Source organism: Saccharicrinis aurantiacus (genome assembly GCF_947489045.1).
In the GTDB taxonomy this organism is placed as follows: Bacteria; Bacteroidota; Bacteroidia; order Bacteroidales; family Marinilabiliaceae; genus Saccharicrinis; species Saccharicrinis aurantiacus.
This window is the reverse complement of sequence record NZ_CANLCN010000011.1, coordinates 88,945-103,995: the sequence shown is the minus strand read 5'-3', so window position 1 is coordinate 103,995 and position 15,051 is coordinate 88,945. Positions and strand designations below refer to the sequence as shown.

Sequence of the window (15,051 nt, the reverse complement as noted above, 5' to 3'; positions counted from 1 at the left end):
TTAATTTTTATCAGATTCTAGCTCTTCAACAAGCGCTGTTTTACTTGATAAATAAGTGTAAATAGACGGTACAATGTAAAGGGTTAAAAGAGATGCGAAAAACATACCTCCTATAACTGCAATTCCCATAGCCTGGCGACTTGCAGCTCCTTCACCAGTTGCCATAGCTAAAGGTAGAGTACCAAATATTGTGGATAGAGCAGTCATTAATATTGGGCGAAATCGTGATGAAGCTGCTTCCATAATCGCCTGATTGCGATGCATGCCCGATTGCTTTTTTTGGTTGGCAAATTCAACAATAAGAATACCATTTTTAGTTACCAATCCAATTAGCATGATGGCCCCAATTTGGCTAAATATATTCAGGCTCTCGTTAAATAACCACATAGACGTTAAGGCACCAAAAATAGCTAAAGGAACAGTTAACAGGATGATGAATGGATCTTTAAAACTCTCAAATTGTGCTGCTAAAACAAGGTAAATTAGGGCAATGGCAAACAAAAATGCAAACAATAAACTGTTTGAACTTTCCTTTAATTCTTGCGCATTACCACGTAGTTTACTGCTAAATCTATCATTTAATACTTTATCCTTCACCCGATCTAGTGCATCAATACCATCTCCAAGCATGTAGCCATCATTTAGGTTGGCTTTAACAACGGCCGATATAAAACGATCGTCGCGGAAGCGTTTCGGTATATCTGATGATTCTTCGAGGTTAATAAAGTTATCTAATGAAATCAGGCGCCCTGTAGTTTGACTGCGCACATTAACAGCCTGTAAATCGTTGGGCGATGATCGTTTTTCTCTTTCAAGCTGACCAATTACTTCGTATTGGCGTCCTTCCATCAAAAAGTAATCGTAGCGCTGACCGCTTAAACCCAATTGTAAGGTTTCGGAAATATCCATTACTGAAACCCCTATGGTTTTAGCTTTGTCTCTATCGATTGTAAGTAGCAACTCTGGTTTAGAGAAGCTTAAATCGGTATCCACATAGGAGAATTCAGGTTGTAAACGAGCCTCTTCTATAAAGTCAGGTGCTTTCTCCATCAAGTCATCTAGAGTAGGGGCTAATAGGATATACATGATATCTGCCCCTCCACGCATTGAACCAATTGTTGGAGGCTGTACTACGGATGTTTTAGATCCTATTACGTTAGATAATCCCTTTTTTATTTTAGTTGCATATTCGGCTTGTGACACATCTCGTTTGGTAATATCTGCAAAGCGGATAGTTGTTCTCACTTGGTTGGTACCAGTTGAACCTGAACCCGGAGCAGTAGTCATTGTCACAGCATCGCGATCTTCTTCTGGAATTTGCTCTTGTATCATATTCCATAAGTCAAGGGCATATCTATCTGTCGACTCAAAGGTGGTTCCTTCTGCTCCCGTTGAGTTAACTCTTAATTCACTTCTATCTTCTAGAGGAGCCAATTCTTCGGGTATTAAATTGTACAATTTTCCGATAAGAACCGTACAAATTATAATGATTGGAATGGCCAGCCATTTGGCTTTCATAAAGGTAGTAAGCGATTTTGCATAGGCGTTTGTGAGGGCTATAAAAAAGGGCTCAGTCCAACTATAAAACTTTGTTGGTGTTTCGCGTTTTCGTAATAGTTTAGTCGATAGCATAGGTGCTATTGATAAGGCAACAAAGGAGGAGATAATAACCGCACTTGTTAAAACAATAGAAAACTCGCGGAATAAACGTCCTGCCATTCCATCCAAGAAAATGATTGGAAGAAAAACAGCTACCAAAGCAATGGTGGTTGCGATAACTGCAAAATAAATTTCTTTACTACCCCTTAGCCCAGCTTGCATTGGGGCTATTCCTTCTTCTATCTTTCCATAGATGTTTTCGAGTACAACAATGGCATCATCAACAACTAAACCAATAGCTAATACAATGGCCAGTAGGCTAAGCACATTAATGGAAAAGCCAAATAAGTACATGACAAAGAATGTTCCGATTAAGGAAATGGGAATGGTAATTAATGGGATGATACTACTTCGCCAATCGCGAAGAAATAAGAAAATGATAGCGGCCACTAATAGGAAAGCAATGAAAATACTATTTTTCACTTCCAATATTGATTTGCGAATATAGGTGGTGGCATCAAAGTCAATGTCTAATTTAATATCATCAGGAAGGTTGTTTCGTAGTTCTGATAAACGAAGGTAAAACTCATCTGCAACTTCAATACTATTAGAGTTTGGCAAAGGAATTATATCAAGGCCTGTTGCCGGAATGCCATTTCTTCGAAGAATGGTACGTTCGTTTTTTGCGCCGTAATCCACATGCGCAACATCTTCAAGTCGGATAAATTTATTGCCACTTTCTTTAAGAATTAAACGCTTAAAATCTTCGGGTGTATTTAACCTCCCTAAGGTTTTAATGGTAATTTCTATGGCTTCACCTTCAATTGCCCCTGAAGGTAGCTCTACATTTTCGCGTTTGATGGCATCTCGTATATCTTTGGGCGTAAGTTTGTGGCCGATTAATTTATACGGATCTATCCTGATACGCATAGCATAAAGTTGCTCACCAACGTTTTGCACCTCACTAACATCCTTTATGGTTTGTAGTTTTTCCTTAATTACATTATTGGCATAATGACTAAGGTCGAGCAATGATCTTTCGGATGAGGAGATAGAAAGCGATAAAATAGCTACTGCTTCGTCATCCGCTTTAGCAACAGTAGGAGGGTCGCAATCTGAAGGCAACAAACGCACAGCTCCTGAAACCTTATCGCGCACATCGTTGGTTGCTGTTTCTAAATCTACGTCAATATCAAACTCAATTTTCACATAACTCATTCCTTCTTTGGTGAATGAAATTAAGTTCTTAACCCCTGATATTCCATTAACAGCTTCCTCAATGGGTTCGGTAATTTGCGATTCAACCACTTGGGCATTCGCTCCATTGTAGTTGGTACGAACGGTAACAACCGGAGAGTCTGTACTCGGATATTCTCTAACGCCTAGAGATAAATAACCAACTACTCCAAATAGAATAATGGCAATTGAAAACACCGATGCTAAAACAGGGCGTTTTATACTTACTTCTGATAAACTCATGTTTATAATTCGCTAAAGGTTAGTTTTTTGTATTGGCAATAAGGTTAGTGGGCTTTACTTTTATGCCTGATCTCAAAGCATCTATACCTTTTACAATGAGTTGATCACCTTTTTCTAAACCACTTAAAACTTGCACTTCGTTGGCGGTTCTAATCCCAATAGTTATGGTACGTTCAACAGCTTTCGAATCTTCTACTACAAAAACCTTGTGTCTGTTTAGTTCAGGAATTACGGCTCCCGTTGGAATCATAATAGCATCGGTATGACTAACGGTAACCATATCAATGATAGCAAATAATCCGGCCACTAGTTTTTGTTGTTTATTATCGGCTTTGGCCCTAGCTATTAAAGTTCCGGTTTCTTCATCTAACTTTTTATCAACCGCATATATCTTAGCTTCAAAAGTTTCTGGTAAGGCATCTACGTTAAAATAGATTTTTGATCCTACTCCGAATTGCGATATATATTTAGAAGATACCCCAAATTCAAGTTTAATCGGAGAGTTATCGTACAGAGTAGCTATACTTTTAGTACTTGCCGAATTTAGGAAGTCGCCAACACTAGCATTTCGTAATCCAATATGACCCGAAAAAGGGGCATAGATTTTTAGTTGCTCAATTTCGGCTTTTATCTGTTCAATTTCAGCTTGTATATATTGTAGTTCGGCATCCGCAATATCATACTCTTCTTGACTAATAGCTCTTTTTTCAAGCAATATTTTTTGACGGTTCTCTGTTTCCAGATTCAATTTTAGTCGAGATTGACTTTTCTTAAGGTTGGCCTCAAGCAAGCTGGTATTCAATTTAGCCAATAGCTGACCTTTCTCAACATAGTCCCCTTCTTCAAAGTAGATATCCGTTAATATTCCTGAACCTTCAGGCTTCAAACTCACTTCTTCGTTCGAAAGCAGTTTTCCCGACATTTTTATTTTCTCTTCTAAAAACTGGTAGTGCACTTCTTTAACTTCAACTGTTATTGGTTTTTTCGAGTCGGGTTTAACAATTTGTGCAATGGTTTCAGCCTCATTATTAAAGAATTTAAGCAAATAAGGGAAGGCAATTATTAGTGCAGTAAGAAGAACTAAACTACCTAATAGGATTCGTTTTGTTTTTTTGTTCATGGTTATTTTTAATCGGTCTGTTAACGGAAATGGATATTAATATTTGTGTTTTGCTTTGCAAAAATAGTGCCCTTTAGTTGCTATATCCATTGTAAAATGTAAAAAAAATCAGAAGTAGTATAGAATAAAAAGAGGGTGTATGCTCAAAATTAAACTTGAGATCATAAAACGGTACTTGGTCGGATATGAGTACCTATTCATATTAAAAAAATAAGGTTTGATGGTTACAATTTAGGTTTTCTATTGAATAGTATATTTATTTGCGCTGTATTTATTGAAAAACAACACATGAACTCTATACTTAAACTAAAACTATTACTATTTATTAGCTTGATTTCCTGCGCTTCAATAGCCCAACAGGTTACCTTTAGCGGAACAATACGTGATGCCAACACTGGCGAGGAACTTATTGGTGCCACTGTTTTTGTTCAAGAAACTAGTGAAGGAGCTTCATCAAATACCTATGGATTCTATTCTTTATCGGTTAAACCGGGAGAGTATACTATAAAAGCAGATTATTTAGGATATGCCGCTCAACAGATAAAGGTTAGTTTATTGAAAGATAAATTATTAAATATTGAGCTAAAGCCTGAGACAACTAGTATTGATGAAATTAATATAGTTGGTACTAAAAGCGATAGAGATGTATCCTCAACAGATGTTGGTATGGAACGGATGCAAATGGCAGAGGTAAATAAGTTGCCTGTACTATTTGGTGAGCGCGATGTATTTAAAAGTATGCAATTATTGCCTGGTATTTCTTCGGCGGGAGAAGGAGGGAGTGGAATTAACGTGAGAGGAGGAGCAACGGATCAAAACCTTATTTTACTCGATGAAGCGCCTGTTTATAGCGCATCCCATCTTTTAGGATTCTTTTCAGTTTTTAATTCTGATGCACTTAAGGATATGACTGTTTACAAAGGCGGTATTCCTGCGCAATATGGAGGTAGAGCTTCCTCAGTGTTTGATATTCAAATGAAAAACGGTAATACGAAAGAGATTAAGGGTTCAGGTGGAATTGGCTTAATATCGTCGCGTTTAACCTTAGAAGGGCCAATTGCAGAAGATAAAGTATCGTTTATTGTAAGTGGACGAAGAACTTATGCTGATATTTTTGCCCCGCTGGCAACTGATGCTGAAGATACTAAACTATATTTTTACGATTTAAATGCAAAGCTCCGCTTTAAATTTTCAGATAAAGATCAGTTGTTCTTATCGGGTTATTTTGGTTCGGATAAATTTGGCTTTGAAGATATGGGTATGGATTGGGGCAATGCTACAGGTACTGCTCGTTGGAATCATATCTATAATCCAAAGTTATTTTCTAATACCTCTTTTATCTATAGTAATTATGCCTATAATTTTAAGGTAAATTCCGAGAGTTTTAATGATTTAAGAATGACTTCAGGTATTGTTGATTATAACCTTAAGCAAGATTTTACATGGTATCCTAATCCAAATAATACCTTAAAATTCGGTTTTAATGCCATACACCATAGTTTTGCACCAGGGGAATTGATAAGCGATGGTGAGTCAACCAATAATATAAAAGTTGATAGTAGGAAAGGGATAGAAACCGGATTTTACATATCCAACAAACAGAATATTAATGCAAGGTTAAATGCCAGTTATGGATTGCGCTTTAGCTCTTTTTCTACAATAGGTGAATTTACTGATCGCGACTATGATGATGAGGGGAATATAATTGATGAGCGGGTTTACGAAAAGGGAGATGTGGCTAGTACCTATTGGAATGTTGAGCCTCGTTTGGCATTAACTTATTTGCTAACGTCTAACACTTCGCTTAAGGCATCTTATAACTACAATACTCAATATATGCATCTGTTGGCCAATAGCACCACAGAGCAGCCAACAGATTATTGGGTTCCGGTAACACCCAATGTAAAACCATTAAAAGTACATCAATATAGTGGTGGCTTATTTCATAATACCGAAAATGGCGTATGGGAAATGTCTACCGAAGTATACTATAAAAGCTTAAATGATTTAGTCGATTTTAAAAATGGAGCCGAAGTGATCTTGAATGAAAACTACGAAGCTGAATTGGTAAATGGTAAAGGCTACTCAAAAGGTATTGAGTTTTTAGTAAGGAAAAATAAGGGTTTGTTTACAGGATGGTTTAGTTATACCTTATCGCAAACTATGAATCAGTTCGATGAAATAAATAACGGAGAGTGGTTCTCGGCACGTCACGATAAAACACACGATTTTTCTATAGTTGGCGCCTACCAACTGAGTAAACGAACTTCGTTATCGGCCACTTTTGTTTATAATACCGGAATTGCAGTAACTTTACCATATGGTGTTTATGAGGTGGATGGTAAAGTATTGCCTTTGTATTCAGATAGAAATGGCGGACGCATGCCTGATTATCATAGAATGGATGTTTCACTTAATGTGGATGGTAAAAAGCGAAAGCGTTTTCAATCGAGTTGGAACTTCAGCATCTATAATTTGTATGGAAGAGAAAATGCCTATTCCATTAGCTACCGCGAGAGCGAAAGCAAACCAGGCTCACTTGAAGCAGTTCAGTATGCCCTATTTAAATTTGTACCATCAGTAACCTATAATTTCACCTTTTAGTAGTTAATAATATGAAACGAGTATATAATTTTCAGAACTATATTATTGGGCTTCTTTTTATTTGTCTTTTTTCAGCATGTGAAAAAGTGATTCAATTGGATGTGCCTGATGGAGATGCCAAAATAGTAATTGAAGGAATTATTGTAAACGAGAGTGCTGCTCAAGTAAAGGTTAGTCGCTCATTGCCTTATGATGAAGTCTTAGGAGACCACTTGATTGATGATGCAATAGTTGTATTATCCACAAGTTATGGTGCCACCGAGCAGTTGAAATTAAAAAGCCCTGGCATTTATCAAAGCCGCTCCATTCTTGGTTTGGTGGGTGCTAGTTATACCTTATCAGTTACAGTTGACGAGGAAGAGTTTGTTGCCGAAAGTACCATGCCTAGAGTCACACCAATTGATACTATTTATGCTACTTATGATCCATTTCCTGAGGTATTTGACCGACCTGGAGATTACAGAGTAGACATTGATTTTAGCGATGATGGAGAAATAGAAAACTATTACCGCTTAAAGGGGTACGTAAATAGAGAATTGCTTAATGATGCAGATGCATTTTTGGTGTTTGATGATCAACTATTTAATGGCTTCACGTTTACCATAGGTATGGTGGCCAACAGGTTTAATTTAACAGATACTGTAAATTATCAATTGTTATCAATAGATAAAGATACCTATTCTTATTATACGCAATTGGGCGATATCATTGGTGGAGGAAGTAGCAGCATCCCTTATAATCCTCAAGGCAACTTTAGTAATGATGCTGTTGGGTATTTTTCTGCTCAGAGTAGTGCCATTTCTTCTATAATTCTAGAAGCTGACGAGGATTAAATTATTGGCGTAATGATTTTGGGGAGTACCCAAATTGTTTTTTAAAGGCACTACTTAGGTGGTGGATATGGCTAAACCCCAGGTCTATGCTAATTTCTGTAATAGTGCGACTAGAGTATTTGATTTGTCGGTGTGCTTCATCTAATCTATTCTGATTAAAGAATTGTAGTATGGGCATATGAAAAACTTCCTTGAAAGCTCTTTGTAGGCTAGTCTCACTCATGGCCATACTTTCACAGAGTTCCTTAATGTTTGGAGATACAGAATAGTTGGATAATAATCGGTTTTTCAAATTAATTATTTTTTCTATTTCACCTTGCTTCTTATTTGAGGATACCCCATATTTTACTTCATCTAATTTAACCCTTAAAATACCCAATATCTCAATAACTCGGGATAAGAATATGCTTCGCCTGAGTGTTTTATTATCCGAAACATCAAAAATAGTTCTTAAAGCATTTTCAATATCAGGGGTAATATTGAAATGCGTAAACCAAGGTTCTGGGTTATTAAAGAGTTTCTTTAGTTCAAAATCTTTTTCACTTGCCATTAAATCAAAGCTACTGGCGGGTATGCTTAAGGTAAGCCATCTAACTTTGGTGTTTTTATTTATTGTGAATTCCAGATTTTGTTGATTGTTGTATAATAGAATCTCATTTTGGCTTGTTTGATCATAACCATCCACTTTAGTAGAAACACCCTCCTGAAAAATTCTTAATAAAACCCTGTTTTCAGAGTCGTTATTATTCACCTTAAAAAATACACCATCTTTGGAGTTAATCTCAGCAACAGTTAAATAGCAGTTTTTAAAATAGCTGTATGAGATTAAGTTAAACTTACCATTTGCATTATCAGCAAGGAGCTCTTCACCATCCCACGAGCCATTTATCTGTTTGCTAAAATTGCTTAATACCTCTGTTAATATGCTTTCTTCGCCTCTAAATAGAATCATGCTACTTTATCATTTTAAACCACAGACAATATATAATTTTAGCTGTTAAAAGTATTGTTTTGTGTAAGTTTTTAAAGGTTTCTTGTAAGTATTCCTTTCGTTCAAAATGTAGTTTTGTATTAACAATAACGGAGTGTTAGGCAATAAAACTATTGCGAACAATTAATTTAAATATTTGAATGATGAAGAAAGGAATAATAATATTGAGCATTTTAGTGAGTAGCTTTATGGGTGCAAGAGCTCAATCAACAGATGCTTATTTTGATTTAATTTATAGTGTGCTTAAAACTGAAAAGCGAGCTACAGTAACACAAGTAATGGAGCTAACTGACGAAGAAAAACAGCCATTTTGGGAGTTGTACGATAAATATGAATTAGAACTCAGTAAATTGCAAAGTGCAAAAATAGAAGCGATTAAACTGTATGATACCAAACACAACGAATTAAATTTAGAAACAGCAGAAGAGATTTGGACTTCAATAATGAATGCGCAAATAAAGATTGCTAAAGTTGAGAAGAAATACTATAAGCAGTTTAAAAAGATACTCCCAACAGAAAAGGCTATTCGCTTTTTACAAACTGAGAATAAGATTAAAGCCATGTTATCAGCAAAGTTAGCTAACCAAGTTCCATTATTAGAGACTAATCAAGAATATTAATCATATTAATGGGAACTCTAATTCAGGGTTCCCATTTTTTTGTATTGATAAAGTCTATTGAGGTTTATCTTCCAAACGATTCACCAATTCTGAAATACAAACCCCAATCGTCTTTTCCTGCAGCAACATCAAATCCCACATTAATTCTTTCGGAAGGAATCATCATATATCTTAGTCCAACACCTGCACCAGGAAGCAAGCTAGTTGAAAACAAATCAGAAGCAGATTCAACGGCACTTGCAAGTCCTGCAAAACCCACCATGCCCCATTTTTTATAGAAGCGCCATCTGTATTCAGCCTGAAGCGCATAAATTTGATTGTTTCTGTACTTACCAGCAGTGTATCCTCTAATGTCATCCTGCCCAACTACACTTTGGCCTTGAAAAGGTACATCGCCCGAAGCAATTGAGGTTTTAAATCGGCTTACTATAATATTGCGTTCGTTTTTAATTGGATAGTAATGGTTGTACACCAATTCTATTTTATTAAAATCATTGCCACTATTCAGCCATGTTTTATAAATTAAGTTTTTAAACGATACATTAAAGCCACTATACGGATTCATTTGATGATCGCGCAAATCGTAATTTAAAAGGATGCCAATGTTATTCATATTTCTACTATCATACCTAATGCTATCGGGCACAAAATCGGGCAAATCAAAACCTGTTTCAGCCTTTGATAGCGTTCCTTCTACACCAAAGTACAGTTGTTTAAACACCTTTCGTTCAATGCGGGCTAAGGCAAATGTTGCATCTGTACTAAAATCAACAAAAGCACCATCGTTAATGGGGAGCTGTTGCCAATATTGAAAATTCATTTGACCAAAACCCGCAGCAACTTTAGCCCTCCACTTATCCTCGTTCCAATATAGATTTTGAAATAAAGCCGTGAAAAAGGTACTATTGGTGGTATAAATACCAAATAGGCCTGTTGATGAGGATGGTGAAATAGTATCCTGTGCATTTAATTTATAAAAAGCCTGACCTAAGGCCCCAATTAGTGCACCTTGCGAGGCATTGTAGTTAATAATTGGTATAGCAGCAATTTTTACTTTTTTAGTACTATCATTTTCTGTTTTTGCATAGGTCTCGGGTACCGAAAATAATAATAGTAATATGATTAGGACATATTTAAAGTTAATGTGGAGTAGAGCATTAGAGTTATTTACCATATAATTAGCGTTTCAGATTATAGTGTTGGGTATTACTGCAATAAAATAAGTTTGTTTAGTACTCATGAGGTTTAACGCATAAGCTTATAAGAATGTTTTCTGTAGCAAGTTCTGTAGTTACGACCGCACAAAATGCCAAGTTATAAGTAGCAAAAATAAAGAACTTATTATTTTGATTCCAGCCTTGCCTGCTGGCGATTATGAGTTTGAGGTGGTAACGCAATATTCTAAGGGCAAGATGTTAAAAGAGCCCCGATCTGAACATTTTGAAACTGTTTTAAGCGTAGGATAATATACGTTTTTTGCTTGGCGCAAATTTGCGCCTATACTGTCTACATATTGTTTCCTACTCGTACCTACAATTGTACCACGACTATGCGCAATAATACAGACAGTATAGAACCACCATAAAAAATGATAATGTAACTTGCTGGCTGATTTTTTCCACTAAATTTTACCTACAAAAACATTGTTCCCCATGATGTAAAGAAACGCCGTATACGAGAACCTTACGTACGTTGTTGTGAGAGGGTCTCCGCTAGGCTAAGTGCCAGGCGGCGCTCTTCTCGATTGTAGGTTGGCCTTTATTTATGATTTAAAAATATATTATCAAAACTTGTTCTAGGTTTCTCCAAAATCAAATATTCTACTTCTAACTCTGTCCAACTGACTAGGTGATATAAATGATTCGATTTTTCAGTTGTAAATATTTCCTTTTCTTTCCCATTCCTAATAAATGAATTATACTTTTCAAGTTTCGGATATTGCAAAGTAGATAACTTTATATCGTCAATTACTTCAATCAAACTAGTTAGTCTATCTGAGTCCTTTTTAAGTACGTAAACATTACAATTCTTTGGAAATTCTAATTTTTGTCCATTCTTAATTATATTTTCAATGTCACTTTCTAATAATATACGAGCGTCTTCAAATAAGCGTGAAGCTTCATTCTTTTCTTTATTAATCATGTAAATAGCTAACAGAATTATAGCTCCTAATAGAAATAATAGCATTTGTTATTCTTCTTTTTCTGCAGTTTATATTTGGCTAGCCCATAACTAAGATGTATCCCATCAAATGTGTAATTACATCTTTATGGTTACTATTTTTATACTCCACGAAAATATAAAAATTAATGGTTTATGTTTACCTAATGTTTTCAGTTTTGTGCTAAGCTGTAGTGTTTTAATCTTATTCGGGTTTAATTCCCCGAGGCTTGCCTCGCTCTTGCGTTTGTAAAGAGAACAGCGAAGCTGTTCTTTTTTGAAGGATGCCTCTGGGCTTGCCCCGAGGTAGTTCACTGTGTAGTTGGCATTATTGCAAACAACAAAGCCGCATTTTTTAAGTGCGGCTTTCTTGTTTTATGTGTTTTTTGTTATAATTCACTACTCTCGTAATTCATCTATAACCTTAAACAACTTCAGTTTATAAATATTCTATTTTGCTTTATTACGATAGAAATATCTAAATATTATAGGAAACACAAACAAGGTAAGTACCGTTGCCGATACCGTTCCCCATACAATTACTGTTGCTAATGGTTTTTGCGATTCAGAACCGATGCCTGTTGATAAGGTAGCAGGAACTAAACCTATAAAATCGGTACTAGCCGACATTAATACTGGGCGGATACGCTCGCGAACACCATCTTTAATAGAATCATCTAAACTAAGTCCGTCCTTCAGGTTTTCTTTAAACTTAGATATCAGAATTACACCATTCTGCACACTAATACCAAACAGAGCAATAAAACCAACGCCTGCCGATATACTAAAGTTGATATTCATAAAGAATAATCCGAAGATACCTCCGATTAATACAAAAGGCGTATTTAGCATTACCAATCCCGCATCGCCAGCATGGCTAAAAGTACTGTATAACACTAAAAAGATAAGCAGAAATACCAATGGTACTACTTGAGCCAAACGTTTCTGAGCACGTTCAAGATTCTCAAACTCGCCATTCCAAGCTACATGCATGCCGGCTTTTAAGTTTACTTGATCGTCGAACTTTTCTTGGGCTTCTTTAACTGTTCCTCCTAAATCGCGACCACGCACCGAGAAGGTAATGGCTATAAAACGCTCACCATCGGAACGGTGTATAAAAGCCGGTCCGGTTGTGGTACTAATATCAGCAATCTCCTTTAGGGCAATTCGCGTATCGTTTAAAGTAGGCACCATAATGTTACCCAAATCTTTCTCGTCGCTGCGATAATCTTTTTGGTAACGTAAGCGGATATCAAACTTTTTCTCTCCCTCGTATAATTCGGTTGCGGCTTTTCCGCCGATGGCCATTTCAATAACCGAGTTTGCATCAGCAGCTGTTACGCCATATAAAGCCATTTTTTGCTCATCGAGTTTAATGCGCATTTCGGGCTGACCCATTAATGGTACGATGGCTAAATCGGTAACACCCTCAATACCATTTAAAATATTATGAGCTTGTAAAGCGTAATCTTCCAACTCTACCAAATCGTTACCAAATATTTTAAGCGCCAATGAACCTTTTACACCAGAAACTGCCTCTTCTACATTATCCATAATGGGCTGCGAAAAATTAAATCCGATACCTTGATATTGGTCTAATTTTGCATTCATTTCCTCCACTAATTCCTCTTTGCTTACGTCTCGTTCCCACTCGTTATGTGGTAAAAGCTCCACATGAAATTCGATATTAAAGAAACCCGTTGGATCTGTTCCATCGTTAGGACGACCTGTTTGCGAAAGCACACTTTTTACCTCAGGGAAACTGCGTAAATCGGCACGTATTTTCTGGGTCATTTCGTACGACTGATCTAAACCGGTGCTCATAGGCATCATGGCACGTACATATATGGCTCCTTCGTTAAGTTGTGGTAAAAACTCCGTACCAATTTGCGAAGCTCCAACCAAAGAAGCTACCAAGGCAATACCTGTAATAATTACGGTTTTTACTTTGTTGCGATAGGCCAATTCAAAAACACCATAGGTTCTTTTTTGCATAAAACGCACAAACATATTATCGCGTTCGCGCACATTAACACGCAATAGCACACTTACCATTACAGGCACTAATGTTAATGCTAATATTAAGGCACCCAATAATGCAAAACCAAAGGTATAAGCCAATGGAGAAAACATTTTACCCTCAACCTCTTGAAAGGCAAAAATAGGCACCAAAGCAATTATGGTAACCAACTGAGAGGCAAATAAGCTTTTACCCAATTCTGATCCTTTTTTCTTAATCAGGCCGAGTTTAGATAATTTATTAAACTTTTCTGTTCCCAAGCGTTTGGCATGTTTATCGAGCATTACAAAAAGCCCTTCTACCATTACCACGGCTCCATTTACAATAATACCAAAATCAATGGCCCCCAAACTAAGTAAATTGGCCGACATACCTTTGAAGCGCATCATTACAAAGGCAAATAAAAGCGATAAGGGAATGATAATTACCACCATTAAAGTAGTACGCCAATTGGCCATAAATAGCAAAACAAAAATCACCACAAAGAAAATTCCTTCGGATAGATTCTTTAATACGGTGTTGGTTGTAAAGGTAATTAGTTCGTCTCTATCGTAAAAAGTAACAATTTTAACGTCTTCATCGAGCACGCGCTCATTTAAGTCGGCAATTTTATTTTTTAAAGCATCAATAACAATACCTGGATTTTCGTTTTTGCGCATTACCACAATGCCTTGCACCATATCGGGGTTATCATCTAACCCAACAATACCCAAGCGCTCGGCGTGCGTTTCGTGTACTTTTCCAAGATCTTTAACCAGGATAGGTGTGCCATCAATATTATCAACAATAACGTTTTCGATTTCTTCGATATTTTCGAGCAAACCAATACCACGCACAACAAATGCCTGTCCGTTTTTCTGAATTACATCGCCACCAACATTTACATTGCTGTTTTCAAGTGCTTCAAACAATTCAACGGCTGTTACATCGTACTTGGCCATGGCAACCGGATTGGCAGCCACCTCGTAAATTTTAACTTCGCCACCGAAACTAACAATATCGGCCACACCACTTACTGAACGTAACTGACGTTCCACCACCCAATCCTGAATGGTTTTTAACTCGCGTACGCTTTTGGTTTTAGACTCTAACACGTAGCGAAATATTTCGCCCGTTGGTCCGCTTGATGGTTCCATTTCAACATCAACGCCATCGGGTAAATCGAGGTTAGCCATACCATTCATAACCAACTGACGTGCCTTAAACTCATCCATATCGTCGCCAAAAGATATGGTTACAACCGATAAACCAAATAGGGATACCGAACGAACATTGGTTTTACCGGGTATGGCATTTAGCTCTATTTCAACTGGCAGAGAAACAAATTTTTCAATTTCCTCGGCACTTCTACCTTGCCACTGCGAAATAATACGAACCTTAGGGTTAATTACATCAGGAAAAGCTTCTATAGGGGTTTGTGTATAGCTGTATACTCCTGTAATAATCAATACCGCCGTCATCAGAAAAATGAAAAAGCGATTGTTTAAAGAGAACGCTATAATACTTTGTACTAACGATTTCATAATATATATTTTTAACGATGAAGTGCATGCTGAAATATTTATACCATTGGGTATAAAAAACTTAAGCCTAGCACTAAATACATAATGTTTTTACTCTACTAA

10 protein-coding genes are annotated in these 15,051 nt (G+C 36.7%); 4 read left to right on the top strand and 6 right to left on the bottom strand.

The features are described from left to right. Nucleotides 1-3,078, bottom strand: a complete 3,078-nt coding sequence (locus QMO11_RS13760; RefSeq protein WP_282037808.1) for an efflux RND transporter permease subunit — start codon at nt 3,076-3,078, stop codon at nt 1-3. 19 nt (nt 3,079-3,097) lie between these two features. Then, entirely contained in the window at nt 3,098-4,198 is a 1,101-nt protein-coding gene (locus QMO11_RS13755) for an efflux RND transporter periplasmic adaptor subunit (RefSeq protein WP_282037807.1), read from the bottom strand. A gap of 288 nt (nt 4,199-4,486) precedes the next feature. Here QMO11_RS13755 and QMO11_RS13750 point away from each other — a divergent pair, with 288 nt between their 5' ends. Together QMO11_RS13750 and QMO11_RS13745 are read left to right on the top strand one after the other, a co-directional pair. Further along, nucleotides 4,487-6,802 (top strand): TonB-dependent receptor, encoded by a 2,316-nt coding sequence (locus tag QMO11_RS13750; RefSeq protein WP_282037806.1) that lies wholly within the window; start codon nt 4,487-4,489, stop codon nt 6,800-6,802. A gap of 11 nt (nt 6,803-6,813) precedes the next feature. Next, on the top strand, nt 6,814-7,635 hold the full coding sequence (locus QMO11_RS13745) for a DUF4249 domain-containing protein (RefSeq protein WP_282037805.1): 822 nt from the start codon (nt 6,814-6,816) through the stop codon (nt 7,633-7,635). A 1-nt stretch (nt 7,636) separates the two neighbouring features. Here QMO11_RS13745 and QMO11_RS13740 read toward each other — a convergent pair whose 3' ends face one another. Then, the gene (locus QMO11_RS13740) at nt 7,637-8,587 is read right to left on the bottom strand and encodes a helix-turn-helix domain-containing protein (protein ID WP_282037804.1); all 951 of its coding nucleotides are present in this window, start codon (nt 8,585-8,587) and stop codon (nt 7,637-7,639) included. 182 nt (nt 8,588-8,769) lie between these two features. Between QMO11_RS13740 and QMO11_RS13735 the strand changes: the two genes are divergently transcribed. Continuing rightward, nucleotides 8,770-9,246, top strand: a complete 477-nt coding sequence (locus QMO11_RS13735) for a hypothetical protein (protein WP_282037803.1) — start codon at nt 8,770-8,772, stop codon at nt 9,244-9,246. Between the two features lie 64 nt (nt 9,247-9,310). Here QMO11_RS13735 and QMO11_RS13730 read toward each other — a convergent pair whose 3' ends face one another. Continuing rightward, the gene (locus tag QMO11_RS13730; protein WP_282037802.1) at nt 9,311-10,420 is read right to left on the bottom strand and encodes a BamA/TamA family outer membrane protein; all 1,110 of its coding nucleotides are present in this window, start codon (nt 10,418-10,420) and stop codon (nt 9,311-9,313) included. 142 nt (nt 10,421-10,562) lie between these two features. On the opposite strand from QMO11_RS13730, the gene QMO11_RS21985 reads away from it, so the two are divergent. Further along, nucleotides 10,563-10,712, top strand: coding sequence for a DUF4469 domain-containing protein (locus tag QMO11_RS21985; RefSeq protein WP_486660040.1), 150 nt, complete (start codon nt 10,563-10,565; stop codon nt 10,710-10,712). Nucleotides 10,713-11,004: 292 nt separating this feature from the next. Here QMO11_RS21985 and QMO11_RS13725 read toward each other — a convergent pair whose 3' ends face one another. Both QMO11_RS13725 and QMO11_RS13720 read right to left on the bottom strand, forming a co-directional pair. Beyond that, entirely contained in the window at nt 11,005-11,388 is a 384-nt protein-coding gene (locus QMO11_RS13725; protein ID WP_282037801.1) for a hypothetical protein, read from the bottom strand. Nucleotides 11,389-11,856: 468 nt separating this feature from the next. Next, nucleotides 11,857-14,949 carry an efflux RND transporter permease subunit gene (locus tag QMO11_RS13720; RefSeq protein ID WP_282037800.1) on the bottom strand — a complete coding sequence of 1,031 codons (3,093 nt, stop codon included), beginning with the start codon at nt 14,947-14,949 and terminating at the stop codon, nt 11,857-11,859. Between the last annotated feature and the right edge of the window lie 102 nt (nt 14,950-15,051).